The organism is Pseudoxanthobacter sp., assembly GCF_036822375.1.
Lineage (GTDB): Bacteria > Pseudomonadota > Alphaproteobacteria > Rhizobiales > Segnochrobactraceae > Pseudoxanthobacter.
Window position 1 is genome coordinate 1 of record NZ_DAISHT010000336.1, and the last position, 2,545, is coordinate 2,545.

A 2,545-nucleotide genomic window follows, 5' to 3' on the forward strand; every position below is an offset into this window, starting at 1 on the left:
CTCGTCTTCAGGTGCAGACATTTTCAGGTGCAGGCGCCTTCAGGATAAAGGCGCCGTCAGGACAGCGGCGCCTTCAGGCGCTTCCGGCCGGCAGGGCCGGCCGCGGGAAAGTGCGGCGGCCGGGCGCTCTGCGTGCCGCCCCGGCGGTCGGCGAAAGGCACTCTGACAACACCAAAGGGCGGCACCATGGCCGCCCTCCGGTCAATCTGCCGGTTCCGGACGGAACGGGCGTTATTTCGGCTTCGCGGAGCCCGATTTGCCGGGGGTGCCTTTGCCACTCGCGGTTCCGGCCGGCTGATCCCCCTTTGCCTTGCGCTGGAAGGTGCCCAGCACGTTGCCCCACAGTTCCACCTTCACGCCCTGACGGTGCATGATGAACGACTGCTGCGCCACCGACAGCGTGTTGTTCCACGCCCAGTAGATCACCAGACCCGCCGGGAAGCCGCCCAGCATGAAGGTGAAGATCACCGGCATCCAGTTGAACACCATCGCCTGCGCCGGATCGGGCGGGGTCGGGTTCAGCTTCATCTGCAGGAACATCGTGATGCCCATGATGATGGGCCACACGCCGATCATCAGGAAGTGCGGCGGCGTCCAGGGAATGAGACCGAACAGGTTGAAGATGGTGGTCGGGTCCGGGGCCGCCAGATCGTGGATCCAGCCGAAGAACGGCGCATGCCGCATCTCGATGGTGATGAACAGCACTTTATAGAGCGAGAAGAACACCGGAATCTGGATGGCGATCGGCAGACAGCCCGCCAGCGGATTGATCTTCTCCTTCTTGTAAAGCTCCATCATCGCCTGCTGCTGCTTAACGCGGTCGTCTTTGTAACGCTCGCGCATTGCCGTCAGTTCAGGCTGGATGAGCTTCATCTTGCTCATCGAGACGTAGGACTTGTTGGCCAGCGGGAAGAAGATCAGCTTCACGGACACCGTCACCAGCAGGATGGCGACGCCGAAATTGCCGACGAGCTTGTAGAAGAAGTCGATGACGAAGAACATCGGCTTCGTCAGGAAGTAGAACCAGCCCCAGTCGATCAGCAGGTCGAAGCGGTTGAGCTTCAGGGTGTCCTGGTAGTTGTCGATGACCGACACCACCTTGGCGCCGGCGAACAGGCGCGTCTCCACGTCGGCGCTGGCGCCCGGGGCGAGGCTGATGGCATCGCCCAGCACGTCGGCCTGGAAGCTCTGGTGGCCGTCCTTGTTGAAATAGTTGAAGCTCGGCTGGAAGGGCTTGCCGTCCTGCGGGATGAGGGTCGCGGCCCAGTACTTGTCGGTGATGCCGAGCCAGCCGCTCTTGAAGGTGCCGGGGCGGATGGCGCCGTCTTCCTCAAGGGTCTTGTACTTGACTTCCTTCAGGCCTTCGTCGCCGAACACGCCGAGCAGGCCTTCATGCAGGATGTAGTAGCCGGAGGTCGGCGGCAGGCCGTGGCGGGAGATCAGGCTGTAGCCGTAGAGCACGGCCGGATCCTTGCCGGAATTGGTGACCGACTGCACCACCTTGAACATGTAGTGGTCGTCGACGGTGAAGGTGCGGCGGAAGGTGAGGCCGGCACCGTTGTCCCACGTCAGCACCAGCGGCGTCGCCGGGGTCAGCTTCGCGCCTTCTCCGCCTTCCGCGGTCCACAGCGTGTCCGGGCCCGGCAGGGCGAGCCTGGCGCCGGCATCGCCGACGAAGCCGAACTCGGCATAATAGGCATCCGGCGCCCCGGAGGGCGAAAACAGCGTGATGAGCGGGCTCGTCGGGCTCACCGTCTCGCGGTAGCCCTTGAGGCGGATGTCGTCGAGGCGCGCGCCCTTCAGGTTGACCGAGCCGATGATGGCGGGCGTGTCGATGACGGCGCGCGGGCTTGACGCCAGCACCGCCTCGCGGCTGCCGGTGGCGGCGCCGCCTTCGCTCGGCACGCCGCTTGCGCCCCTGGCCCCGGGGGTCGGGGCGGTGGAAGCCTCCTTCGGCTTCTGGCTCGCCTCGATCTGGGCCGCCTTCCGCGCCGCTTCTTCCTTGGGGCCGGCGTAGAAGAACTGCCAGCCGACGATCACGAGGAATGACAGGGCAATGGCGATGAGGACGTTCTTGTTTTCGGTCATCGGCTGGTCCCGGACGGGGGCTGAGAGGCTTGGGCCGCAGCGGGGGCGGCATGGCCGGCAGGCGGGGCGGATTCCGGCGGCCCGGAATGCGGTCGCCCGGCGCCGGACGGTCTCGGGGTCGACGGTCTTGGTGTCGACGGTCTCGGGGTCAGTGACCGGTCGAGGCGGGCGAGGCCGCCTGCAAGCTCTGCCACCAGATCGCTGAAAGCAAGTGAAAGTGCCGGCCGGCGCGCGATGAGCACATAGTCGCACCCCGGCCGCGCCGCCTGCGCGCACGCAAGCGCCGCCGCGCGCAGCCGCCGCTTGATGCGGTTGCGCTCGACGGCGTTGCCGGTCTTCTTGGTAACGGTGAAGCCGAAGCGCACCGCTGCATCTTCGCAGCGGGCGGTCGCGGCATTCCGCCGGAGGCCCTGAATCACAAAAGCGCGCCGCTCGGTGCGGGCGCCTTTGGCCGCCG

2 protein-coding genes are annotated in these 2,545 nt (G+C 66.2%); both read right to left on the reverse strand.

What is annotated here, in order from left to right:
- Window positions 1-231 precede the first annotated feature (231 nt).
- A complete protein-coding gene (gene yidC / locus V7067_RS17320; protein WP_334177131.1) occupies window positions 232-2,088 on the reverse strand; it encodes a membrane protein insertase YidC in 1,857 nt (618 codons plus the stop codon).
- A partial coding sequence (gene rnpA / locus V7067_RS17325) for a ribonuclease P protein component (RefSeq protein WP_334177132.1) occupies window positions 2,085-2,545 on the reverse strand: 461 nt, incomplete at its 5' end. The genes rnpA and yidC, both read right to left, overlap by 4 nt.

Coding starts and splice junctions, on each gene's coding strand:
- yidC (WP_334177131.1), bottom strand. CDS start 2,088: ATGACCGAAAACAAGAACGTCCTCATCGCCATTGCCCTGTCATTCCTC.